The organism is Nakamurella sp. A5-74 (assembly GCF_040438885.1).
Lineage (GTDB): Bacteria > Actinomycetota > Actinomycetes > Mycobacteriales > Nakamurellaceae > Nakamurella.
This window is the reverse complement of sequence record NZ_CP159218.1, coordinates 3,698,044-3,719,559: the sequence shown is the minus strand read 5'-3', so window position 1 is coordinate 3,719,559 and position 21,516 is coordinate 3,698,044. Positions and strand designations below refer to the sequence as shown.

The following is a 21,516-nucleotide window of genomic DNA, read 5'->3' as shown; positions in this document are numbered from 1 at the left end:
CAGAATGCAGCAGGAGATCTCCGACATTGAGCGTCTGGGCATTGTCGCTCGGGCCACCGCCCTCACACAGAACTTCCGCGGCCATGGTGCGGCGCTCGTCGACGTGTCGATGGAGATCCGTGGTTCGTCTGTCACCGGCCTGCTCGGCCCGAACGGAGCGGGCAAGAGCACGCTGATGCGCACTCTGGTCGGGCTTCTCCGCCCTACCGCAGGATCCTGGGAGGCGCCGCCTCGCGAAGACATCGGCGTGCTCATCGACGAGCCCGGTCTGTACCGATGGCAATCGGTGAATGCAGAACTCAACTACTGGCGGCTGATGAAGGGCCGCACGCAGCAGGATGTCGAGGATGTTCTGGAAGCCGTTGACCTGACAGAGTTCCGGCGTCGCCGGATCAGCCGACTCTCGCACGGAATGCGTCAGCGTCTGGGCGTGGCGATCGCCATCCTGGGCCGTCCTCGGTTGGTGGTGCTCGACGAGCCGTTCAACGGACTTGACCCCGAGCAGACGGACAGCATGGTGAGCCTGATCCGCGGGCTCGCAACGAACGGCTGTGCGGTACTGGTCTCGACCCACCAGCTCGCCATCGCGGAGCAGTGCTGCGACGAGATAGTCGTACTGCAGGGCGGAGTCATCCGACGACAGCTCGACCGATCGAGTATCGACCGGCGCAATGCGAGCTTCCGCATCGACCCGTCCGCTGACGCGAATGCCGTGGCCGCCGATCTAGGCGATGTGGTACTGAAGGTGCTGGGAAACGTGCTCTATGTCGAAGTGGGTGCTGCTGACTCCGTGCGGCAGAGACTTCGCGAGCTCCAAATCACGGTGTCCCAGGAATCTGTCGGATCCGATCTCGAGCTGTTCTATCGGGAAGCGGTGGGTGACAGATGATCACCGGAGCCGAGATCAGAGCGGATCTGTCTCTCTTTCTTCGCAGGCGGGCGTTCTGGTTCGTCTATGTTGCGGTCTTCGCGTTCGCTGGAATGACGTCCTGGATCACCAGGAATGCAGGGGTCCGCGTTTTGAGTACCATCCGTAAGGGGCTGGCCGAGAAAGGTGGTGTCGCCGACAACACTTCGGGTCCGTGTGCGCTGCTGTTGGATTCCTGGAACGCCTCTGCGTGTCTGGCGACCCTGGGGCCAGGAAGGCATACGTACTTCGGTAGCCTGATCGAATATCACCAGCTGGTGGAAGAAAGCGTGTCCTCGACGTCCCTTTCAGGGGCCCTGGGATTCGCGTCCAGGCAGAGCGCATCAATGGTGGGTTTCATCGCTGTGACCCTGTTGGTGGCGCTACACGTCACGTCACTGTGGAGTTCGGGTGTCGCGCGTCCGGCGATTGCCGCGCTCGGTACCAATCGCATCGTCGTTCTCAAGAGCGTCACAGCACTGGTCGCACCCGTGTCTGTCCTGCTGGCGAGCACCCTGGGAGTCGTCGTCGCCGGGATCGTTCCCATTTCCGAGCCATTGCCCGCACCGGACAATCTCCTGCAGCAGTCGTTGATCGATGCGGTTCGTGGCTACTTGATGATGTGTGCGGTCGCCCTGCTCGCGGTCGCATTCGCGGTCTTGACACGCCAGCTGGTGCTCGCCTTCGTGGTCGTGATGGCTCTGCTCGCCCTGAGCTTCGCCTCCACATTCGACAACGCGCTGTACCCGTACTCACCGGCCGGGTGGGTCGCCACGGTCATGCACTTCAGCGCCGACGCCAACCGACAAGTGGTCGACTCGTTCTGGGCGGACGAGTACGGCAGTTACAGTGCCGCACACATGGGCTTGGCGATGACCAGCCTGGTGGTGGTGGCGCTCGGCGCGGCCACGCTCACGCTGGCGTGCCGCAGGCAGAAGGCGTGACGCTCCAGTCCGGCCGTCCGAGCGAGATCGCGGTGATCGGGTGATCACCGTCGGGCAGCTGCGAGCCGATCTCGGGCTGCTGCTGCGCAACGGAGCCGGCAGAGCTGTCTGGCTGGCGGTGTTCCTGTTCGCTGCGGTGACGTCGTGGATCACTCGGCATTCGGCGGCGGACCAGCTCGCGGAGCTCAGGACCTTGCTGCGTGAGTCGGGTTCCGATCCCGACAACGGTCGGTGTGCGCTCCTCGCGCCGCGCTTCGACATGGGCGACTGTGTCGCCGCACTCCGCCATCACGCGAGTGATGTCTCGGCCGAGGTTCTGCGCACCCAGTACGCGGAGCTGATGGACTCGGTAGCAGCCACCTCCTGGGAGGGTGCGCTCGGCTTCGCAGCCAGGCAGAGCGCCTCCATCGTCGGATTCATCGCCCTGGGAATGGTGCTCGCGGTCCACGTCTCGACCTTGTGGGAGACGGGTGTGGCGCGGCCGGCGATCGCTGCTGTTGGCCCGGCCAGGATCGTCGTCCAGAAGAGTGTCGCTGTGTTCGTCGCCGCTCTGGTGGTGCTCGTGGCGAGCACCCTGGGCGCGCTGACCGGCAGGGTGCTTCCAGTGCCCGGATGGTTGCCTCCCGTGGCGGGGGACATCGGGCGGTCGGTGGTCGATCTGGCCCACTCCTACTGGATGCTCTGCGCGCTGGGACTGTTCACCGTGGCCGTTGCGATCGTATCCCGCCAGTTCGTGAGCACCTTCGCGGTGGTGATGGGCCTGATGGCGGTGTGTTTCGTGGCGACGCTCGACCGGGATCTGTATGCGTTCTCGCCTGCCGGGTGGATCGCGACGGTGATGGGATTCAGTCGCCGAACCCGTCATACGGTGATCGACTACTTCTGGACAGCCGAGGTAGGAAACCATGACCCAGTGCTGATGGGCCTGGCCATGACTGCTTTCGGACTGATTCCGCTGGTGGGGGCGGGCTGGCTGCTCTGGCGCCGCAAGCCCAGAGCCTGACGAAACCGACCGCGCATGCCAGGCTGGGGCGCGGACGGCGCCGAGACCCTCTGCGCGTCCCGCGCCGCATGCTGATCTGTCAGCCGCATCCCACACTGTCGGATTCGGCGCGTATCGGCGCCGAAAATGACCATTCAGAATGCGCCACCCCCTGCAGCCCCGTGGAGTCGACCCAGCAGCTCGAAATCTGCTTCGGGTCAGGCCTCGAGCGCCCGCACCTTCTTGATCAAGGCGGCCGGCACCAGTCCGATCTCGTCCAACTGAGCCAGCGGTACCCAGGTCGGGATGTGTTGGTTCGTCTCGCTCTGCTCCAGTGCCTCGGGTCCGCCGAGCGCGAGGGTGCCGGTCGCCGGACCCATCAGGAAGAAGAGCTGCGCATCGGCGGCGTTGTCCCAGAACAGCCGGTCCACACACGCCGTCAGCGAGGTCTCCTCGGCCAGTTCCCGCACGGCGGCCTCGGCCGGCGTCTCACCCGGCTCGACCTTGCCGCCGGGTATCACTGCCCGCCACTGCCCGTCCTTGAAGCGGCGGATCACCAGCAGGCAGCCGTCCTGCACGACCACGGCGCGGGCACCCATCCGCCGAGCGTACGACGCACGACAACCCCGTGCGCGGACCCGAACCGGGCCGGACACCTGATGAGCCGGGCAGCGTCGGACGCTAGGCTGGTCTCGCACCGTGGCACCGGGGCTCCCCTCGGTCGGAATCGATTCAGAAAGGGTGTGCCTGTGGCCGCCATCGAAGTCATCGGAGCTCGCGAGATCCTCGATTCTCGGGGCAACCCGACCGTCGAGGTCGAGGTCGCGTTGGAAGACGGATCCGTCGCCCGCGCCGCCGTTCCCTCGGGAGCCTCAACCGGCGAACACGAAGCCGTCGAACTGCGTGACGGGGATCCGAAGCGCTACCTGGGCAAGGGCGTGGAGAAGGCAGTCGAGGCCGTCCTCGACGAGATCGGCCCGGCCCTGATCGGCTACGACGCCACCGAGCAGCGCGTCATCGACCAGGTGTTGATCGACCTCGACGGCACCCCGGACAAGGGCCGGATCGGCGCCAACGCCATTCTCGGCGTCTCGCTGGCCGTGGCCCGCGCAGCCGCCGACTCCGCCGATCTGGACCTGTTCCGCTACCTCGGCGGCCCGAACGCGCACATCCTGCCCGTCCCGATGCTGAACATCCTCAACGGCGGCTCGCACGCCGACAGCGATGTCGACGTCCAGGAGTTCATGATCGCGCCGATCGGCGCCGCCACCTTCAAGGAGGCTCTGCGCTGGGGCGCCGAGGTCTACCACTCGCTCAAGGCAGTGCTGAAGAAGAAGGGCCTGTCGACCGGCCTCGGCGACGAGGGCGGCTTCGCCCCCAACCTGCCGTCCAACCGGGCGGCGCTCGACCTGATCGGCGAGGCCGTCTCCCAGGCCGGCTACACCCTGGGCTCCGACATCGCCCTGGCGATGGACGTCGCGGCCAGCGAGTTCCACTCCGGTGGCAGCTACACCTTCGAGGGCAAGCAGACCTCCGCCGAGCAGCTCACGGCGTACTACGCCGACCTGGTCGCCAACTACCCGATCGTCTCCATCGAGGACCCGCTGTCGGAGGACGACTGGGAGGGCTGGATCGCGATGACGTCGCTGCTCGGCGACAAGATCCAGATCGTCGGCGACGACCTGTTCGTCACCAACCCCGACCGGCTCGAGGAGGGCATCCGCCGGCACGCGGCCAACGCGCTGCTGGTCAAGGTCAACCAGATCGGCACCCTGTCCGAGACGCTGGACGCCGTGACCCTGGCGCACTCCAGCGGCTTCCGCTGCATGATGAGCCACCGCTCCGGTGAGACTGAGGACACCACCATCGCCGATCTGGCGGTGGCGACCGGGTGTGGCCAGATCAAGACCGGTGCGCCGGCCCGTTCCGAGCGCGTCGCGAAGTACAACCAGCTGCTGCGGATCGAGGAGAACCTCGGTGACGCGGCGCGTTACCAGGGTGAACTGGCCTTCCCGCGGTTCACTGCTGGATGACCTCCGACGAGGTCTGATCTTCGAGCACCCAGGACGACATGACTCATCGCAATCCAGGACGCCGTCCTGACCGCACCGCCCGGTCCAGTGGACCGGGCGGTGCGGCGCGCTCGGGCTCTTCCGCCCGACGCGGCCCGAGCGGACCCGGCGGACGGTCCGAACGCCCCCGTTCCCGCAACGATGCGGCGCGGAGCTCGGACGGGCCCACCTCGCGGCTGCCGAAGTTGTCCGTCGGTGGACCGGCCGCGCCGGCAGCCCGCGCCGGGCTGCTGCGCCAGACGCTGGCCCTGGGCCTGGCACTGGCCATCGTGGCGGTGGCCGTCGCCGGCCCGCTGCGCAGCTACATCGCCCGCCAGAGCGACCTGGCTGCGGCCCAGCAGCAGATCGAGCGACTGCAGGCGCAGAAGGCCGCCCTGGAGGAGCGAAAGCGCGCCCTTTCCGACCCCGACTATGTGGCTGCCGAGGCTCGACGTCGGCTGCAGTACGTCTCGCCCGGCCAGACCGTGTACCGGGTGATTCCGCCGAAATCGGCGACCCCGACCAGCAGCGGTTCGACGACCGATGCGAAGACTGCGACACCTCCGGCCGCGGGGCCCTGGTACGCCAAGCTCTGGGACACCGTCAGCGCCGATGTCCAGCCCGGTGGCTGACCTCGCCTGGGGAGCGCCCCAGCAGGTCGAGCCGTGGACCGAGGCGGATGCCGAACTCGTCCTCGGCCAGCTCGGCAGACGGCCCCGCGGGGTTGTCGGTACGGCCTATCGCTGCGGACACGGCGTGCCGGCCGTGCTGCAGACGGCGCCCCGGCTGGAGGACGGGACGCCGTTCCCCACGCTCTACTACCTGACCTGCTCGATGCTGGCGACGATCGTCAGCCGGATGGAGTCGGAAGGTCTGATGGCCGAGATGACCCACCGGCTCACCGAGGATCTCGACCTGGCGGCCGACTACCAGCACGCCCACGACAGCTACCTCGCCACCCGCAACGCCCTGGGAGAGCTGGGCCAAGCGGTGACGGCCGGCGGGATGCCCGACCGGGTCAAGTGCCTGCACGTGTTGGTCGCGCACTCGCTGGCTGTCGGCCGGGGCGTCAACCCGTTGGGCGATGAGGCCGTGGACCTGCTCGCCGAGTACGCCGTCAAGGGCGAACTGGTGTGTGCGCAGCTGCCGCGCGAGCCCGGGGCCGACCCTGAGCCCGAGGCCTGAGAGCCGCGCCGGTTGTCGCTGGTGTCACGGGTTGTTGCTGGCGAGAAGGCGCTACTTGTCGCCCGCAACAACACCTTTCGCCAGCGGTACGCTCGCGCCCTCGCCGCCCCGCGCCAGCGCCACCAGGCTCACTGCCGCGATCAGGGCCGTCACTCCGCAGATCGTCCACACCGTCAGATAGCCGCTGAAGGGCGGGTAGATGCCGCGTTCGTCGACGTCCTGGATGGAACCGGTGGCGGCCAGCGCGATCGCGAAGATGCTGGAGGCGATGGCGCCGCCGATGGTCTTGGTGGTGTTCGTCATCCCGGCGGCGAAGCCCGAGTGTCCGCTCGGGGCGGCGGCCACCGCGGCGGCCGGCAGGGCGGCCACCAGGGCGCCGGATCCGAGCCCGGCGATCACCATGTTGAGCGTCAGCTGCCCCATCCCGCTGTGCAGCGGCAGGAACAGCAGGTAGCCGACCCCGACCAGCACCGCGGCGCCGGTCATGGCGCTCCGGCTGCCGGTGCGGCGCGCCACCAGCGGGTATGTCAGCGCCCCGACCGCCAGTGCGAGCACGTACCCGCCGATCAGCAGCGACAACGTCGACGCGCTCGCCCCCAGCCCGTAACCGGCGACGGCCGGATCTGTTCTGGCGTAGGTGGACAGCGGGATCTGGGCGCCCAGCACCGACGCGCCGAACAGGAAAGCGGTCAGCTGGATCGGCCACTGCCCGCGGGCACCGAGTACTCGCAGATCGACCAGCGGCGCCGTGGCCCGCAATTCCCACCGGACGAACGGCACGCCGATGGCCGCGGCCGCGATGATCACGATCCACGGTCGCAGGTCGGCCGGTCCGGTGAGGCGCAGCACCACCAGTCCGGCCATCAGCAGCGCGAGCGCGACGGTGAGCAGGGCGAATCCCCGCCAGTCGATCCTGGCTGCGCCGGGGGTCCGCGGCTCGTGCACGCCGAAATAGATGGCGACCGCTGCGAGCGTGACGATCACCGCGGGGATCATCAGCACGGTGGTCAGCGACATCGACGTGACCAGCGCGCCGCTGGCCAGCGCCGCGATGATCACGCCCAGCTCGAGCGCGCCCACGAGAATGCCTGCAGCGCCGCGGGTCCGACGCTCGTCACCCGCAGTCCGGCGGTGGATGATCGCCACCTCCAGAGGCAACCACACGACGTAGAAGCCCTGCAGGGCCCAGGCAATCAGGAAGGTGCCGAAGCTCGGCGCGAACGCCACCGCCCACGACGCCAGCGCGGTGACGACGGTGGAACCCAACAGGATTGCGCGGTGACCGACCAGATCGCCGAGCCGCGAGAGCACCGGCACCACCAGCGCCGAGACCAGCAACTGCGCAGCCTCGAACCAGTTCACGTCGCCGTGGGCGATCGACAGTCGGTCGGCGATGTCGGTGAAGATCGGTGTGTAGAAACCCTGCAGCACACCGGAAGCGAGCTCGACGCACACCAGGAAGCCCACGATCCCGGCCAGCGGGACGGCGGCAGACGGGACCGAGCGGGCGCCACGACCGGACATGTCAGAGCCTTCCGAGAAGTGCTGCATACCAACGGATTCCCTCGAGGTAATCCGCCACCCCGATACGTTCGTCGACGTTGTGCAGGGTCCTGCGCAGATCGACGCTCATCCGGAACGGGTTGAATCGGTAGACACGTGGGAAGCTCTGCTGGAAGAACCGACCGTCGGTCGCGGCCATCACCACGTACGGGGCGGGAACGACGTCGGGCATGACGGCGGCGAGCGTCTCACCGAGCAGCTCGAACGCCTCGTCCACGGGCGCGACCGCGCTCGGTTCGCTCGACGACAGCGCCGTCAGCGTGACGTCATTGTCGCGCACGATCCGCCGTACCTGCTCGATGGTCCCCTCCACGGTCTCGCCGATCATGATCCGCAGGTTGACCGTCGCGGTGGCAGTGGTGGCGATGACGTTCGCTCCCCGAGACCCACGGAGCTGGGTGATCGCGGTGGTGGTCCTGGTCATCGCCGCCGGTTCGGCGCCGGCGCGCTGCAATGCCGCTGCGAGCAACCGGGGCCGCTTCGTCAACAGTGCCAGCGCCCGGCCGAGCGGCGCCCGCAGCCGGGTGGCCATCACCTCGAGCATCGCGACGGTCGCGGCCGGCACGTTGGTGGGGAAGGGATGCTCGTCCAGGCGCACGATCGCCCGTGCGAGGGTGGCGGTCGCACCGCCCCGGGTCGGAGTGGAGGCGTGCCCGCCAGCGGCCTCGGCGCGGAGTTCGAGATCGAGCAGGCCCTTCTCCGCGACCCCGATCATCGCGATCGGACCTGTCATCCCCGGGAACCCGTCATCGACAACGGCGCCCCCCTCGTCGAGCACGAACCACGGCCGGACATCTCGCGCCTGCAGCAGCTCGATGGCGGAAGTCGCTGCGGTACCAGCGATCTCCTCGTTGCAGCCGAAGGAGAACCAGATGTCGCGCCGGGGTGAGAAGCCCTCGGCCAGCAGCCGTTCGGCGGCGCTGCAGAGCGCAATCAACGAGCCCTTGCAGTCCAGGGTGCCCCGGCCCCAGATGAAGCCGTCTGCCAGGTCTGCGGAGAAGGGCGGATGCTGCCAGTCGTCGTCCGGGTCGATCGGGACGACGTCCGAATGTGCCATCAACACCACCGGGCCGGCCGTGGCGTCCTGGTGTGCCGGGCCGCGACCGGGCCAGCGCAGCAGCAGCGCGTGCCCGCAGTGCTGGGTGATCTCGCAGGCCTCGTGCAGCAGCGGGAACCGGCCGGCCAATTCCTCCACGAAGTCGTCGAAGGGCTCCGGGTCGTGGACGTCGGCGTCGCGGTGCGCGACGGTCGCAATGCGGACCACCGCACGGAGCGCCTCCACCGCGGCCTTGTCCTCGTGCCCCAGTACGGAGTCGGACGGCGCGGTGCTCATCCGGGAAGACTAGATCGCAGAGTGGGTGGCGGGATGATGATGGGCACCGGACAACCGCTACCTTCCAGGACAGATCGACCTACAGTGGTCGAGAGGGCGCCGACGAGGGGGCCGCGGGACCGGGGAGAGCTCATGGCAGACCAGAACAGCGGCAACGACGCGGGCACGGGCGGCGCGAAGGGCGGCCGGAAGCGGCCGTCGAAGGCTGTCACTCCCAGGCCCGGTCGGGTGACGTTCCCCGGCATCAGCCCGCGCGCCTACGAGCATCCTGCGGATCGCGGGGTGCTCGCCACCATGCGAGCCGTGCCGGGGCTGTCGGACATCCTGCGCACGCTGTCGGGCATCTTTCCGGAACGCGGCGAGCGGCTGATGGCGCTGGCGAGCTCGATCCGGGTGGGGGAGAAGCAGTACCCGCGGATCGAGGCGATGCGTCAGGAGTGTGCCGCCACCCTCGACCTGGACGCCGTCCCGCACGTGTTCATCGACCGGAATCCGGTCGCCAACGCCATGACGGTCGGCATCGACGAGCCGTTCATCGTGCTCACCACCGGCCTGGTGGAGGCGCTCGACGACGAGAGCCTGCGGTTCGTGATCGGGCACGAGATGGGCCACGTGCTGTCCGGCCATGCGGTGCTGCGTACCCTGCTGCTGCGGCTGCTCAGCCTGCAGCACACAGTGTCCTGGGTGCCGGCGGGTGCGCTCGGACTGCGCGCGATCATCGCCGCGTTGCGTGAATGGTTCCGCAAGGCCGAACTGACGGCCGACCGGGCCGGCCTGCTCTGCAGCCAGGATCCGGGAGCGGCGCTGCGGACTCACCTGTTCCTGGCCGGCGGGACCGACACCGACGAGATCGACATTCCGTCGTTCCTGCAGCAGGCCACCGAGTACGAGAATGTCGGTGACATCCGCGATTCGATCCACAAGTTCCGCGCGGTGGAGGGGATGAGCCATCCGATGGCCGTCGTGCGGGCCGCGCAGTTGCAGCGCTGGGCCGCTTCCGAGGAGTACCGCGCCATCATCGGCGGTACCTACCAGCGCCGCGACGCCGACAAGCCAACCGATGACCTGGGCGAGGATCTCGGCTCGGCCGCGAAGTCGTACAAGGATGCCGCCGCCGATTCGACCGACCCGATCATGACCACCCTCAACTCGTTGGGCGATCAGCTCGCGAAGGCCGGATCGAAGATCGGCGAGGCCGCCGGGAAGATGTTCAACCGGGGCAACGACTCCGATTGATCGGTGCCGACGGGACCTCGACTCCTGCGTCGCCCCTGTGCTGATCGAGCAAGCGAGGAACGAGCGCGACGAGATCCCGTCCGACTCACCCCGTCCGCTCGATCACCGAGTCTCCGACGGTCGAGCGAGTGACGGACGAGCGGGTCCAGACCGTGACTGATCGACGCGCCGCGGCAGCTCGACCACGGCCTCGCCCTACGCTGATCGAGCGAGTGAGGAACGAACGAGTCGAGATCCCGTTGCGACACGACCGAGCCCGACCGAGGAACCTCGCGTGATCACCGGCGATTCTCGGTGTCACCGTCGACACGATCAGGAGAACTCCGTGCACTGGTACCAGCTCGACGGCGTCGAGGTCCCGACCGATCCGGCGGTGACGCAGCTGTCGACCCCGTTCGCCACGGTCGATGCCGGGCGGATCGAGCACAACGTGGGCGTCATGCACGAGGTGCTTCGCGGCGCAGGTGCGGTTCTTGCCCCGCACGGCAAGACGACCATGGCGCCGTCGCTGTGGCGTCGACAGCTCGACGCCGGCGCCTGGGCGATCACCGTCGCCACCCCGGCGCAGGCGAGAGTGGCTGCTGCGCATCGGGTTCCGCGGATCCTGCATGCCGGGGCGGTGGTGGTTCCCGCGGACATCAGGTCACTGGGAGCGCTGGCGGTCGGTGGCGCCGAGGTAATCGTGTGGTGCGACGACCCGAAATCCGTCGAGCTGCTGGCCTCCCACTACCCGTCCGACGCACCGGCGCTCGGAGTGCTGGTGGACCGCGGAACGGCGGGGGCGCGGACGGGTGCGCGGACCGTCGGCACCGCGCTGCGGACGGCAGAGGCGGTGCGCGCCTGCGACCGGCTCACCCTGCACGGGGTCGCGGCTTGGGAGGGGTCGCTGCGGACGGCGAACGGACCGGCGACAGGCGACGACGTCGCCGCGTTCTGCCGGGAAGTCGTCGAGACCTTCACGGCCATCGAATCCGCTGGGCTGTTCGAGGTGCCACGTCCGGTGATCTCCGCAGGCGGCAGTCAGTTCCCGGACGTGGTGGCGGCGAGCTTCGCCGGGCTGCGTGAGCGGGCCCTGGTGGTGCTCCGTTCGGGCTGCTACCTGACCCACGACGACGGGATGTACCACCGGTCGTCACCCTTCGATGCGGACCGGCGAACGCCGGGACTGCTTCCGGCAGTTCATGTCTGGGGATCGGTGGTGTCCCGACCGGAACCGGGGCTGGTGCTGGTCAACGTCGGCAAGCGCGACATCGGTTCCGACGAGCCGCCGCGGGCGACCCAGTTGCGCCGGGACGGCCGTGTCACGGAGTTTCCGGGCGACGGGATCGCGAGGCCTCTCAACGACCAGCATGCACATCTGCAGGTGATCGAGGATGCCGACGTCCGGCTGGGTGACCTGGTCAGGTTCGGCATCTCCCATCCGTGCCTGACGTTCGACAAGTGGCGGACGCTGCAGGTGATCGACGATTGCGGGGCACCCGTGCCGGCGGTGATCGGCGGGATCCAGACCTGGTTCTGAGCCCGCATGGCGAGACCCGGCTCGCGTCGTCCAATCGGCACGATTACGTGCTGGCTCGCTCCGTTCGGCGCAATAACGCCGAACGGATGCGGGGGCGGATGCGGAGGGCCTCAGAGCTGGCGCGCGGTGACCCGCTGCAGCTGGGTGACGTGCCGCGGCTCGAGCTCGTCCAGCGAGGCGACGCCCAGCAGGCGCATGGTGCGCTCGATCTGGCCCTTGATGATGCCGATCGCCCGGTCGACGCCGTTGCGGCCCCCGGCCATCAGGCCGTAGAGGTAGGCGCGGCCGATCAGGGTGAAGTGGGCGCCGTGGGCGACCGCGGCGACGATGTCCTGGCCGGACATGATCCCGGTGTCCAGGTGCACCTCGAGGTCCTTGCCGACCTCTTTCACCACCTGCGGCAGCAGGTGGAACGGGATCGGCGCGCGGTCGAGCTGGCGTCCGCCGTGGTTGGACAGCACGATCGCATCAACGCCGGCGTCGGCGAGCCGCTGCGCGTCCTCGACGGTCTGCACCCCCTTCACCGAGACCTTGCCTGGCCACTGGTCGCGGATCCACGCAAGATCCTCGTAGGTGACGGTCGGGTCGAACATCGTGTCGAGCAGGTCGCCGACGGTGCCCGACCACGAGTCGAGCGAGGCGAAGGCCAGCGGCTCGGTGGTCAGGAAGTTGATCCACCAGGCCGGCCGCGGGATCGCATTGAGGATCGTCTTCGGCGTGAGGGTGGGCGGGATCGTCATGCCGTTGCGGGCATCGCGCAGGCGCGCGCCGGCGACCGGCACGTCGACCGTCACCAGCAGGGTGTCGAAGCCGGCCTTCGCCGCCCGATCGACCAACGCCATCGACCGCTCGCGGTCCTTCCACATGTACAGCTGGAACCAGTTGCGGCCGTGCGGGTTCGCGGCGGCAACCTCCTCGATGGAGGTGGTACCCATGGTGGACAGCGAGAACGGGATCCCCGCTGCCGCTGCGGCGCCCGCGCCGGCGATCTCGCCCTCCGCCTGCATCATCCGGGTGAAGCCGGTCGGCGCGATGCCGAACGGCAGGGAGACCTTGCCGCCCAACACGTCCCGAGTGGTGTCGACCTTGCTGACGTCCCGCAGGATGGCTGGGTTGAACTCGACGTCCCCGAACGCCTCGCGGGCCCGCGCCAAGGAGACCTCGCCCTCGGCAGCGCCGTCGGTGTAGTCGAACGCAGGCTTGGGGGTGCGCCGCTTCGCGATCGTTCGCAGGTCGTCGATGGTCAGCGCAGACGCCAGCCGTCGTGTCTTGGGGGACAGCTCCGGCTTCTTGAACTTCAGCAGCGGGGCGAGGTCGTGCGGCTTCGGCAACTGGCGCTTCATCGAGATGCTCCCGGGCTCTGGATCGGCTGTGGTCTGACCACAGCATAGGGCATCCGTCAGCTCCTCAGGAGGTGGTGCTGATGAACACCGGGACCATTACCGCTGTCATGACGGCAGCGTTGACGGCCTGCACCGCCTGGCGGACGGCAGCGCCGGCCCACTCGCCGTCACTGACCTCGGCTGCACGGGCCTTCAGCTGCTTGCGATCGGCATCCGGGAACAACGCCTTCAACCCGTCGGCGGCACTCAACAACGAGATCAGCACGGCCGAGCGCGGGTCGGGGTCGGTGCCGTCCAGCACGCCGGCGATCCGGCCGCGCAGTTCGGCCTCGTGGCGGGGGTCGGCCTCGGGGAACTTCGTCGACGGGAAAATGCCCAGGATCTTCGAGCGCTCCTCGCGCACCCAGCCCTTGGCCACCAGCCGTTCCAGCAGCGGTTCCTTGATCTTGGAGTCGATCGCCTGGATCACGGCGGAGGCGCCACGCGGCTTGTCGCTGAACGCGTTCCAGGCCAGCGCGAGGATCGGATCGGCGAGGGCGGCACCGATGGCGTGGATCTTTCCCTTCCCCTTGGCCTGCTTCTCGGGCGGGCTGTCGGATTCGACCAGGCCCTGCAGGCTGAGCTCCACCAACAGCGCCCCGGCCAGCGAGTGGGTGAACTGCGGGCCGCCGACGGTCGGCCTGCCCTCCTCCTCGTCGAGCATCAGCAGCATCAGGTCTTCGGCGATGAGGTCCATGGGGCCGACGGTACCGAGCCGGAACGCACCTCGCCCGACGATCCCTAGACTCCGGACATGCGCGCCTACGAGCAGGTCCTGGACCGGATCGAACAGGATCTGGCTGCCGGTCTGGTCGACGTCGGTGGTCGGCTGCCGCCGGAACGGGCGCTCGCGGAGCGGTACCAGGTGTCGCGGGCGAGCGTTCGCGAGGCGATCAAGGTGCTCGAGGCGATGGGCCTGATCCGCACCGGTGTCGGCTCCGGACCGGACGCCGGGGCCGTGGTGATCGCGGACGTGTCGGCGCCCATCGGCTCCGCCCTGCGGTGGCACCTGGCGAGCAGGCATCTGCCGGTCGGTGACCTGGTGGCGACCCGGGTGCTGCTGGAGACCTGGGCGGTGCGGGAGGCCGCTGCCGGCGCCTCCGACGAGTCGTCGTTACGCGTGGCGGGTGAACTGCTCGATCGGATGGACGGGGCTGATCCTGCCGACCAGGAGGGGTTCCTGGATCTCGACACCCGGTTCCATCTCGCGTTGGCCGAGGCGACCGGCAACACGGTGGTGATCGCCATCATGCAGGCGATGCGGTCGGGGGTACGCGCGTATGTCACCCGGGCGGTGGCCGACTTCGCCGGCTGGCCGCGGCTGCGCGAGCGGCTCGCCGCCGAGCACCGGCAGATCCTCGAGGCGATCCAGGCGTCCGACGGTGACGCGGCCGCGCAGTCAGTGGCAGCCCACATCGACGGGTTCCACCAGGAGACCGGCGTGGGGCAGTGACGCGGGGCCGGTTGCCGGCGGGAGTCTCCGTACGGGTCGCGGCGATCGACTGCGGTACCAACACCATTCGGCTGTTGGTCGCCGAAGGCGTGCCGGGCGACGGCACCTGGAAGGAGATCCATCGGGAGACCCGGACAGTCCGTCTCGGGGAGGGCGTCGACGCGACTGGTGCGCTCACCACCTCGGCACTGGACCGGGCTTGGTCCACGCTGGCCCACTATGCGTCGGTGATCCGTGCGTCGGAGGTGCTCGATCTGCGGGTGGCAGCGACGTCAGCCTTGCGGGACACCAGGAATCCGGAGGCGTTCGTGGCGCTGGTGCGATCCGTGCTGGGCACCGGCGTCGACATCCTGTCCGGTGATCAGGAAGCGGTGATCGGCTTCCGCGGCACCGTTGCCGCGCTGGCCCCGGGACCCGGTCGAGTGGTGACCATCGACATCGGCGGCGGTTCCACCGAGATCGTCCTCGGGCGTCGGCCCGTTGTGGATGGCGCGGGACGACCGGCTGCGGGGGCGGTCGAGGCCGCCGCGAGCATCGACATCGGGGCGGTGCGGATCACCGAGCGGATGCTGGCCGGTGACCCACCGTCCGCGCCGGAGATCGAGCGGGCGCGGGGCCACTGCGCCGCGACGATCAGCTCAGCGATGCGCAACTGGCCGCCGTCGCTGCTCGCCGGGGTCGACACCGTCATCGCAGTCGCAGGAACGGCGCTCACGGTGGCGGCGGGCGCCCTGCGTCGGTCCCGGCTGGATCCGGCCCAGCTGGACGGGGTCACCGTCGAGTATTCCGGGATTCAACGGTCCTGTGAGAACCTGTTGCACGCCAACCGGTCTCATCGAGCAATGCTCGGCTATGTGCTGCCCGGCCGGGTCGACGTGATCGGCGGCGGCGCGCTCGTGCTGTCGCAGGTACTGCAGGAGTTCGAGCGGCGCGTTCCGGTCCGGGAGCTCACGATCTCGGTGGCGGACATCCTCGACGGGCTGGTGCTGTCGGTGTTCGACAGGGTCGGCTGAGCCCGTCGGCCCCAGGTCTCGTTGCAGAGGGTCCGGACCAGTGCGACGACGACGATCACCGTCATGACGGTGATCCTCACTCACCCCAGGGCCGCCGCGGCATGCCCGCCGTGCGCAGCAGACCGCTGACGACGACCGATCAGGCGACCGGCTGACGCTCCACAGCGGCGGGCCGAGCGGCCGGGTCGGCGCCCTCGCGCCGTGGACGCAGCGCCCTGGCGATCGACAGGGCCTGCCCCGCAGACAGTTCGGGCAGGTAGGCCCGGCCGATGGCGACGGCGATCTCCGCCAGGTCCATCTGGGAGAAGTAGGCCAGGTGCACGGTCTCGAACCGCGGATGGAACTTCGTCTTGTACTGCAGCAGTGAGCGGAAACCGTAGGCAGGCTCCAGCATCTCGCCGAGACGGTCCAGCGCCTTCGACAGCAGATCTGCGTCGGCCGTGGCGACGCAGGCCGGCCGGGCCAGAGGTGCGACAGACAGGCTGGCGATGTCGTAGCCCTCGGCCTGGAACTGCAGCACGCACTCCGCGATCAGGAACTCCATCACCGGTCGGAAGCCGTCGCAGCGTCGTCGCATCACGTCCAGCGTCCATCCGACGATCTTCCCGCCCCGGTGCACCGGCATCCAGGTGGTGACGCCGTGAACAGTCCCGGCGGCGTCGAGGGCGACATAGGTGCGCATCATGTCGTCGTCGGCGATCGCAACCGTGCCAAGGGTGAATCCCATCTCCGGCAATGGTTTTCCGTTCACCCAGCCGAACGACACCTCGTCGATCCCGCGGCGCAGTGCCGGGTCGCAGGTGCGCAGATCGATGCGCTCGCACCGGATCCCGTCACGATCGGCGCGGTTGCGCGCGGTGCGGACGTCCTGCCAGGACTTCCCGGTGAAGGCGAGCGCCGACAGATCGATCACCGCGTCCTCGCCGAGGACGGTATGTCGCCACTCATCGCCCATCACCTCGAGGAAGCGGTCGCTGACGGTGTACCAGGCCGGAGTCCAACCGTTGCGCAGACAGAACTTCTGGAACTCCGCGACGCCGGCGCGCCAGCGCAGCAGCGGACCGACGGGGTCACCGATCGCGATCGCCACCCCGGAGACGACCTTGTAACCGACGCCGACGTCGCCGGTGCTACTGATCCAGGCGGTGAAGCCCGGCCAGGTGCGCTGCCAGCCGAGGGTGCCGCCGCCGTGCCGGACGACGAGATCGGTGAGCACCTGTTCGTCGGTGCGGCCGCCGGACCGCCGACGGTGAGGCGTGCGGCTGGACGACTGGGCCGAGTAGAGCAGCGGCAGCGCGACGGCCAGCAGTGCGATCGCCCAGATCACCGAGGTGGCCGTGAGCAACGCCTCCGCCGTCCCGGTCCTGGCGAGGATGGCGTGCTCCTCGAAGAGTGCCCGATGCACGATCTGGTGCGGGTGGATGCCCCCGTCCAGCTGGCTGCGCAGCAACCACCAGGTGAGAACCGAGAGCGCGAGGAAGCCGCCGACGGCGACCAGCATCCGCGGCAGTGCCCGGGCCAGCGCACCGGCCGGCAGCCGCCAGGGCCAGTAGCCGCGACCGGCGACGAGGCCCGCCAGCAGCAGCCCCCACAACAGCAGATCGGCGGTGTAGCGGGTGCCGGTCATCAGGCCGGCGCTGGTGAGCCCGACGACGGCGAGCCCGACAGCTGCCCACCAGGCAAGCGGCAGACCGCGCCGCAGGGCGTTGCCCACGAGCAGAGCCAGGGCGAGCAGTACGGCAGCACCGACGATCCGACCGGGCAGGGGGAGCGACGGTGGGAGACCCGGGCCGAAGATCCCGCCGTTGCCGGGATAGAGCGCGGTGACGAACTTGGAGACGGCGAGTACCACCAGGGTGCAGGCCAGCGCTGCGCGTACCCGCTTGATGCGGGGAGCGCGGCCGGCAATTGCCTGCGGGTCCCCGTGTGCGGTGCGGTTCACCCGACGGGCGAGTCTCGGTCCGATGACGAGGCCGGCGGTCCACCCGAAGAGGTGCTCGGCGTCCCACAGCAGCCCGGAGCGCAGAACCATCACAACCATGTAGGTGCTGCCGATCCACCGGATCCGGCGGCCCAGCGCACCGGGCATCACCCAGGTCGCGGCGGCCAGGACACCGATCGTTCCGGCGGAGATCCCGAGATCGGTCTGCCGGGCGAGCAGGGCGGCCCACGGCCACTCAGCGTCCGTCAGTGCCAGCAGTGCGGTGATCCCGACAGTGCTGACCAGGTGCGTGAGCACCAGGGTGCCGATCGCACGCGGCGCTCCCACCCGACGCTCGAAGTAGCCGACCGCAAGAACGACCAGCGGGCCCATGACGACGTACAGCTCAGGGGTGGGGAGCACGAGTGCGCCGGTCAGGTAGTGCAGCGGGTGTCCCTGCTGCCAGGCGGGGAGGCCGTAGCCGAGCTGGGTCAACAGCGCATCGGGGTTCGTTCCGGAGACGACAGTGACAGCGGCGGCGACGATCATCACGGCGCACAGCACCGAGGTTGCCGGCGCGCTCCGCACCAGGGCCGACAGCCGACCGGCCACCGCGCGCACCTTGGCTCCGTGGGTCATCACGTCGCTCTGACGCAGGAGCGCGGCGACGGTTCCGCCAGCAGGCTCCCGATTCGGGCGAATCGTCATGGTTTCTCCGTCGGGCGATCGTAGGAATGGTGACCTCGACAACCAGAGGCAATTCGAGGCTACGGAGATAGCGGCACGGCGATGATCCAGCTGTCCGGTGTGTTCGTTGTCCGCCTGGGTGGGGGGAGGCGTCCGGCAAGCACAAAATTACTCCATATGGGTGACAAGAGAAAGGTTTGTTGCCGCCGATCGGGAAGGGTCTGGTTGCTGGCACGATCGCTGCCATGACATCGCCAAGATCGCGAGCCTCGGACCTCCCGGGACGAGCCTCCGCCGCGCGGTCGATCGCCGAGCTCGATCACCTGGTGACCGGGTGTCGGGCCTGCCCGCGGCTCGTCGCCTGGCGGGAACGGGTGGCCGCCGAGAAGCGCGCATCCTTTGCCGACGAGACCTACTGGGGCCGGGCGGTGCCGGGGTTCGGGCCATCCACCGCCCGGATCCTGGTGGTCGGTCTGGCGCCGGCCGCCCACGGCGCGAACCGCACCGGTCGGATGTTCACCGGGGATCGCTCGGGCGACTTCCTGTTTGCGGCCCTGTACCGCGCGGGCCTGGCCTCCCAGCCGGGGTCGGTGTCGATCGACGACGGCCTCCAGCTGGCCGAGGTGCGCATCACCGCGCCGGTGCACTGCGCGCCGCCGGACAACAAGCCAACGCCGCAGGAGCGCGACACCTGCCGGCCATTCCTGCAGCGGGACTTGGAGTTGGTGCGGCCGCGGGTCGTCGTCACCCTCGGCGGGTTCGGCTGGCAGACCCTGCTCAGTTCGCTCCAGGCCATCGGCTGGCAGATCCCTCGGCCCCGACCGGTGTTCGCGCACGGCGCCGAGGCCACCATCAACCACCCGGACGGCCGGAGCCTGACCGTGTTGGGCTGCTACCACGTGAGCCAGCAGAACACCTTCACCGGCAGGCTGACCCCGCCGATGATCGACGAGGTGCTCGAGCGGGCGAAAGCGCTGGCGGAACTAGGCTGACCGGCACGCCCCCGTAGCCCAATCGGCAGAGGCAGACTCCTTAAAAGGGTTTCAGTGTGGGTTCGAATCCCACCGGGGGCACTGCTGGTCTCCTCGGACATCGCGAGCCCGGCCGCCGATGCCCCGACCACCGCGGAACTCCCATCCGAGGCACATGCTCGTCGGGAACCTTCGGCAGGGGGATGTCGTTGAGTAGAGGTGTACGTCCCAGGACGCGCACACCAGAACCACTGCCACCAGCGGAGGACCCCGTGCCCAGCAGCAACCCGGCATTCCGGAACATGAACAAGGTGCTCGACGCGCAGCGCGCCGCTGCTCCCAGCTCCGAGTACCTGCAGAACATCTACGACCAGCCCGCCTACCAGGCGCCGCCCGCCGAGCGTGGGCTGACGGTCGACGACGTGGTGGCCAAGACCGCCACCGTGCTCGGCGTCGCCATCGTCGCCGGTGCGATCACCGCCTGGACCGGCGCCTACCAGCTGGCCATCCCGGCACTGGTGGTCGGTCTGGTGCTGTCGCTGATCGTCATCTTCAAGCAGTCCACGAACCCGGCGCTGATCCTCGGCTATGCGGTCGCCGAAGGGGTGCTGCTCGGCGCCATCACCGGTGTCTTCGAGAACAGATACAACGGCATCGCCATCCAGGCGGTGCTCGGCACGCTCGGTGTGTTCGTCGGCATGTTGGTCGTCTACAAGACCGGCGCGATCCGGGTGACGCCCAAGTTCACCAAGATGATCATCGGCGCGATGATCGGGCTCGTCATCATGATGGTCGGCAACCTGCTGATCAGCATGTTCGGTGGGGTTTCGCCACTGCGCGACGGCGGCACGTTCGCCATCATCTTCTCGATCGTCTGCATCGCGATCGCGGCGTTCAGCTTCCTGCTCGACTTCGAGGCCATCGACCAGGCCATCAAGGCCGGCGCTCCGGCCAAGACGTCGTGGTACTTCGCCTTCGGTCTGATGGTGACGCTGGTCTGGCTGTACCTGGAGATCCTGCGTCTGCTCGGGTACATGCGCAGCGAGTGACACCGGATGCGGAGCGGGACGGGATCTCGACTCCTTCGTCGCTCGATCACCGTCAGCCGCTCGATCAGCGCCCGCAGCTCGACGATCTTGTTGGTCGTCTGCGGGCCTGGTCGTCTGCGTCCTGGGGTCATGGCGATCGGCTGAGAGTTACCCGTCTCGAGCTGCAGGAACTCGCCGACGCCTCCGCTCTGGCCGCCGGTCGCGCGCCGCTGCCGGTGCCGCTGCTGGAGACGACCGTCATCCCCGATCAGCTCGTGGTGCTCGCTGACCAGGCGATGCAGGACGGTGTCGATCCGGCGCCGTACCTGGCGCGGATCGCCACGGCGCTGGGGTTCAGCCGCTGAGGCCGGGCTGCGCAGCAACCCGGTCGAGGCGAATCCTGGTGGCTGCCGTAGCCACGGCGGGGAGCAGCGCCCCGACAGCCGTTAGGTAACCGGCGGCGCTGGGGTGGAAGCCGTCCGCGTAGAACAGGTCCGGCTTCCCGCGGAAGAACGGCGACACCAGTTGGGCCATCGCCACCGGCGTCCCGTCCGCGGCTCTGACCGCCCTGGCCTGGGCCGCGGCCAGTCCGCGCGACCAGCGGGTGAGCACGGTGCGCAGCGGCTGCGGGATGGGCGCGATGACCCCGAAATCCGGGCAGGTCGCGACCACCACCTCCACCTGCGCCGCGCGCAACCGACGAACTGCGGCGCCCAGCTGCGAGGCGGCTCGGGTCGGAGCCACCTTGGCGGTGATGTCGTTGGCGCCGATCACGATCACCGCGATGTCCGGGCGCTGTTGGAGGGCGGTCGTCACCTGGTCGTCCAGGTGGACCGACTCCGCCCCGACGACGCCCACCGTCAGCAGTCGCACCGGATCTCCGGTCAGCGCGGCGAGGCCACGGGCCAACAACACGCCTGGCAGGTCCGCGGACCGCGAGGTGCCATAGCCGACCGCGGTCGAGTCGCCGATCATCGCCAACGTCAGGCCCGGCTCGACGGTCGGGTCATCGGTGGGACCGCTTGCCAGCAGCACCCCGTCGCCCAGCGGTGGGGGCACGCGTTGGGCGTCCGCACCGTCCGGCGGAATCAGCCCCGCGTCGATCGCCGCGTGCACGGCCGCTTCCTCGATGCGTCTGGTCGCCCCGGCAGCCTGCGCGGTCAGCCCGACCCACGCCAGGCCGGCGGCGCCCATCACCCCGGTGACCCCTGCCGCCGCGGCGATCAGCGCGGTGTGGTGGACCGACTTGCTCTTCATGATTGCTCCCCCAGCGATGCGTACGACGCCTCGACGCCTCCACGCCTCCCAACACCCTGACCTACCGTTCCATGCCGCGGTGTC

Annotated in this window: 20 protein-coding genes and 1 tRNA gene; 14 read left to right on the top strand and 7 right to left on the bottom strand. The window is 69.0% G+C overall.

Going from position 1 to position 21,516, the window contains the following annotated elements; all coding sequences use genetic code 11:
* Positions 1-4: 4 nt before the first annotated feature.
* The 3 genes from ABLG96_RS17060 to ABLG96_RS17050 are packed head-to-tail and all read left to right on the top strand — an operon-like array spanning position 5 to position 2,854.
* On the top strand, positions 5-889 hold the full coding sequence (locus ABLG96_RS17060) for an ABC transporter ATP-binding protein (protein WP_353648523.1): 885 nt from the start codon (positions 5-7) through the stop codon (positions 887-889).
* Positions 886-1,851: a hypothetical protein gene (locus ABLG96_RS17055; RefSeq protein WP_353648522.1), complete on the top strand. Its 966-nt coding sequence runs from the start codon at positions 886-888 to the stop codon at positions 1,849-1,851. Before ABLG96_RS17060 ends, ABLG96_RS17055 begins: the two co-directional genes overlap by 4 nt.
* 40 nt (positions 1,852-1,891) lie before the next feature.
* Positions 1,892-2,854, top strand: coding sequence for a hypothetical protein (locus ABLG96_RS17050; RefSeq protein ID WP_353648521.1), 963 nt, complete (start codon positions 1,892-1,894; stop codon positions 2,852-2,854).
* Between the two features lie 197 nt (positions 2,855-3,051).
* On the opposite strand, the gene ABLG96_RS17045 is transcribed toward ABLG96_RS17050, so the two are convergent.
* Complete coding sequence (locus ABLG96_RS17045) at positions 3,052-3,432, bottom strand: NUDIX domain-containing protein (protein WP_353648520.1); 381 nt, start codon at positions 3,430-3,432, stop codon at positions 3,052-3,054.
* A gap of 150 nt (positions 3,433-3,582) precedes the next feature.
* Between ABLG96_RS17045 and eno the strand changes: the two genes are divergently transcribed.
* The 3 genes from eno to ABLG96_RS17030 all read left to right on the top strand — a co-directional run bounded on the left by eno (position 3,583) and on the right by ABLG96_RS17030 (position 6,069).
* The gene (gene eno / locus ABLG96_RS17040) at positions 3,583-4,866 is read left to right on the top strand and encodes a phosphopyruvate hydratase (RefSeq protein ID WP_353648519.1); all 1,284 of its coding nucleotides are present in this window, start codon (positions 3,583-3,585) and stop codon (positions 4,864-4,866) included.
* Positions 4,867-5,090: 224 nt separating this feature from the next.
* Positions 5,091-5,516 carry a septum formation initiator family protein gene (locus ABLG96_RS17035; protein WP_353648518.1) on the top strand — a complete coding sequence of 142 codons (426 nt, stop codon included), beginning with the start codon at positions 5,091-5,093 and terminating at the stop codon, positions 5,514-5,516.
* Positions 5,497-6,069: a DUF501 domain-containing protein gene (locus tag ABLG96_RS17030; protein WP_353648517.1), complete on the top strand. Its 573-nt coding sequence runs from the start codon at positions 5,497-5,499 to the stop codon at positions 6,067-6,069. The genes ABLG96_RS17035 and ABLG96_RS17030 overlap by 20 nt, the downstream gene beginning before the upstream one ends.
* A gap of 51 nt (positions 6,070-6,120) precedes the next feature.
* Here ABLG96_RS17030 and ABLG96_RS17025 read toward each other — a convergent pair whose 3' ends face one another.
* Positions 6,121-7,593 carry an MFS transporter gene (locus ABLG96_RS17025; RefSeq protein WP_353648516.1) on the bottom strand — a complete coding sequence of 491 codons (1,473 nt, stop codon included), beginning with the start codon at positions 7,591-7,593 and terminating at the stop codon, positions 6,121-6,123.
* Position 7,594: 1 nt separating this feature from the next.
* Complete coding sequence (locus ABLG96_RS17020) at positions 7,595-8,965, bottom strand: M20/M25/M40 family metallo-hydrolase (protein WP_353648515.1); 1,371 nt, start codon at positions 8,963-8,965, stop codon at positions 7,595-7,597.
* A gap of 132 nt (positions 8,966-9,097) precedes the next feature.
* On the opposite strand from ABLG96_RS17020, the gene ABLG96_RS17015 reads away from it, so the two are divergent.
* Both ABLG96_RS17015 and ABLG96_RS17010 read left to right on the top strand, forming a co-directional pair.
* Entirely contained in the window at positions 9,098-10,201 is a 1,104-nt protein-coding gene (locus ABLG96_RS17015) for a M48 family metallopeptidase (protein ID WP_353648514.1), read from the top strand.
* A gap of 325 nt (positions 10,202-10,526) precedes the next feature.
* A complete protein-coding gene (locus ABLG96_RS17010) occupies positions 10,527-11,720 on the top strand; it encodes an amino acid deaminase (RefSeq protein WP_353648513.1) in 1,194 nt (397 codons plus the stop codon).
* A gap of 110 nt (positions 11,721-11,830) precedes the next feature.
* On the opposite strand, the gene ABLG96_RS17005 is transcribed toward ABLG96_RS17010, so the two are convergent.
* Together ABLG96_RS17005 and ABLG96_RS17000 are read right to left on the bottom strand one after the other, a co-directional pair.
* Positions 11,831-13,063 (bottom strand): alpha-hydroxy acid oxidase, encoded by a 1,233-nt coding sequence (locus tag ABLG96_RS17005; RefSeq protein WP_353648512.1) that lies wholly within the window; start codon positions 13,061-13,063, stop codon positions 11,831-11,833.
* Between the two features lie 64 nt (positions 13,064-13,127).
* Entirely contained in the window at positions 13,128-13,799 is a 672-nt protein-coding gene (locus ABLG96_RS17000) for a GPP34 family phosphoprotein (protein ID WP_353648511.1), read from the bottom strand.
* 57 nt (positions 13,800-13,856) lie between these two features.
* Between ABLG96_RS17000 and ABLG96_RS16995 the strand changes: the two genes are divergently transcribed.
* Both ABLG96_RS16995 and ABLG96_RS16990 read left to right on the top strand, forming a co-directional pair.
* Positions 13,857-14,555, top strand: a complete 699-nt coding sequence (locus ABLG96_RS16995) for an FCD domain-containing protein (RefSeq protein WP_353648510.1) — start codon at positions 13,857-13,859, stop codon at positions 14,553-14,555.
* Positions 14,552-15,568, top strand: a complete 1,017-nt coding sequence (locus tag ABLG96_RS16990) for an exopolyphosphatase (protein ID WP_353648509.1) — start codon at positions 14,552-14,554, stop codon at positions 15,566-15,568. The genes ABLG96_RS16995 and ABLG96_RS16990 overlap by 4 nt, the downstream gene beginning before the upstream one ends.
* 139 nt (positions 15,569-15,707) lie before the next feature.
* Here the strand turns inward: ABLG96_RS16990 and ABLG96_RS16985 are convergent, their stop codons facing one another.
* Complete coding sequence (locus tag ABLG96_RS16985; protein WP_353648508.1) at positions 15,708-18,197, bottom strand: DUF2156 domain-containing protein; 2,490 nt, start codon at positions 18,195-18,197, stop codon at positions 15,708-15,710.
* A gap of 224 nt (positions 18,198-18,421) precedes the next feature.
* Here ABLG96_RS16985 and ABLG96_RS16980 point away from each other — a divergent pair, with 224 nt between their 5' ends.
* The 4 genes from ABLG96_RS16980 to ABLG96_RS16965 all read left to right on the top strand — a co-directional run bounded on the left by ABLG96_RS16980 (position 18,422) and on the right by ABLG96_RS16965 (position 20,540).
* A complete protein-coding gene (locus ABLG96_RS16980; RefSeq protein ID WP_353648507.1) occupies positions 18,422-19,168 on the top strand; it encodes a uracil-DNA glycosylase in 747 nt (248 codons plus the stop codon).
* Between the two features lie 7 nt (positions 19,169-19,175).
* A tRNA-Leu gene (locus ABLG96_RS16975) sits at positions 19,176-19,249 on the top strand.
* A gap of 170 nt (positions 19,250-19,419) precedes the next feature.
* Positions 19,420-20,196, top strand: a complete 777-nt coding sequence (locus ABLG96_RS16970) for a Bax inhibitor-1/YccA family protein (protein WP_353648506.1) — start codon at positions 19,420-19,422, stop codon at positions 20,194-20,196.
* The gene (locus ABLG96_RS16965) at positions 20,193-20,540 is read left to right on the top strand and encodes a hypothetical protein (RefSeq protein WP_353648505.1); all 348 of its coding nucleotides are present in this window, start codon (positions 20,193-20,195) and stop codon (positions 20,538-20,540) included. Before ABLG96_RS16970 ends, ABLG96_RS16965 begins: the two co-directional genes overlap by 4 nt.
* Here ABLG96_RS16965 and ABLG96_RS16960 read toward each other — a convergent pair.
* Positions 20,530-21,432: an SGNH/GDSL hydrolase family protein gene (locus tag ABLG96_RS16960; RefSeq protein WP_353648504.1), complete on the bottom strand. Its 903-nt coding sequence runs from the start codon at positions 21,430-21,432 to the stop codon at positions 20,530-20,532. The genes ABLG96_RS16965 and ABLG96_RS16960 overlap by 11 nt on opposite strands.
* Positions 21,433-21,516: the final 84 nt, after the last annotated feature.

Excerpts from the sequence above, each read along its gene's own strand:
- ABLG96_RS17060 (WP_353648523.1), top strand. The coding sequence starts at position 5 with ATGCAGCAGGAGATCTCCGACATTGAGCGTCTGGGCATTGTCGCTCGG.
- ABLG96_RS17000 (WP_353648511.1), bottom strand. The coding sequence starts at position 13,799 with ATGGACCTCATCGCCGAAGACCTGATGCTGCTGATGCTCGACGAGGAG.
- ABLG96_RS16995 (WP_353648510.1), top strand. The coding sequence starts at position 13,857 with ATGCGCGCCTACGAGCAGGTCCTGGACCGGATCGAACAGGATCTGGCT.
- ABLG96_RS16985 (WP_353648508.1), bottom strand. The coding sequence starts at position 18,197 with ATGACGATTCGCCCGAATCGGGAGCCTGCTGGCGGAACCGTCGCCGCG.
- ABLG96_RS17030 (WP_353648517.1), top strand. The coding sequence starts at position 5,497 with ATGTCCAGCCCGGTGGCTGACCTCGCCTGGGGAGCGCCCCAGCAGGTC.
- ABLG96_RS16960 (WP_353648504.1), bottom strand. The coding sequence starts at position 21,432 with ATGAAGAGCAAGTCGGTCCACCACACCGCGCTGATCGCCGCGGCGGCA.
- ABLG96_RS17055 (WP_353648522.1), top strand. The coding sequence starts at position 886 with ATGATCACCGGAGCCGAGATCAGAGCGGATCTGTCTCTCTTTCTTCGC.
- ABLG96_RS17005 (WP_353648512.1), bottom strand. The coding sequence starts at position 13,063 with ATGAAGCGCCAGTTGCCGAAGCCGCACGACCTCGCCCCGCTGCTGAAG.
- ABLG96_RS17025 (WP_353648516.1), bottom strand. The coding sequence starts at position 7,593 with ATGTCCGGTCGTGGCGCCCGCTCGGTCCCGTCTGCCGCCGTCCCGCTG.
- ABLG96_RS17045 (WP_353648520.1), bottom strand. The coding sequence starts at position 3,432 with ATGGGTGCCCGCGCCGTGGTCGTGCAGGACGGCTGCCTGCTGGTGATC.
- ABLG96_RS17020 (WP_353648515.1), bottom strand. The coding sequence starts at position 8,965 with ATGAGCACCGCGCCGTCCGACTCCGTACTGGGGCACGAGGACAAGGCC.
- ABLG96_RS17015 (WP_353648514.1), top strand. The coding sequence starts at position 9,098 with ATGGCAGACCAGAACAGCGGCAACGACGCGGGCACGGGCGGCGCGAAG.
- ABLG96_RS16980 (WP_353648507.1), top strand. The coding sequence starts at position 18,422 with ATGACATCGCCAAGATCGCGAGCCTCGGACCTCCCGGGACGAGCCTCC.